At 74.2% G+C, this 581-nt stretch carries 1 protein-coding gene; it reads right to left on the bottom strand.

Going from position 1 to position 581, the window contains the following annotated elements; genetic code table 11:
• On the bottom strand, positions 1 to 581 hold a 581-nt coding region (locus D7W79_RS42580), incomplete at its 5' end, for a JAB domain-containing protein (protein WP_120530799.1).

The raw sequence follows: 581 nt of genomic DNA, 5'->3' as shown, positions 1-581 counted from the left end.
TCACCAGCCCTCGCCCGTGACGCACTTGCGCCGCCCCTCCCGCTCGCTGTCCGGCAGGATGCCCCGCTCCAGCATCGACACGAACGCGCTGTCCCCCACGACGACGTGATCCAACAGCTTCACGCCCAGCAAGCCCGCCGCCCGCGCCAGGTGCTCCGTGAGCCCCACGTCCTGGACGCTGGGCTCCGGGTCTCCGGAAGGGTGGTTGTGCGCGAACACGATGGCCGTGGCCCGTGAGGCGAGCACCGCGGCGAACACCTCGCGCGGATCCACCGGGCACGCGCTCAGCGTCCCTTCCGCCACCCGGGCGTCGTGCACCAGCACGTTGCGCGGGTTGAAGCACAGCACGTGGAACACCTCGCGCCTCAGCGCGCCCAGCGTGGGCGCCAGATACGCATGCACCTCCTTCGGGTTGCGCAGCCGGGGCCGCTTCTCCGCGGAGCGCTGCGCACGCCGTCCCAGCTCCAGCGCCGCCAGCAGCCGGGACGTGCGGGCCGGCCCCACGCCCCGCCGCGCGCACAGCACGCGCGGATCCTCCTGCACCAGCGCCTTGAGCCCGCCCCTGGCCACGCCGTCCGCCG

The organism is Corallococcus exercitus (assembly GCF_003611585.1).
Lineage (GTDB): Bacteria > Myxococcota > Myxococcia > Myxococcales > Myxococcaceae > Corallococcus > Corallococcus exercitus.
This window is presented reverse-complemented; position numbering and strand designations above follow the sequence as displayed.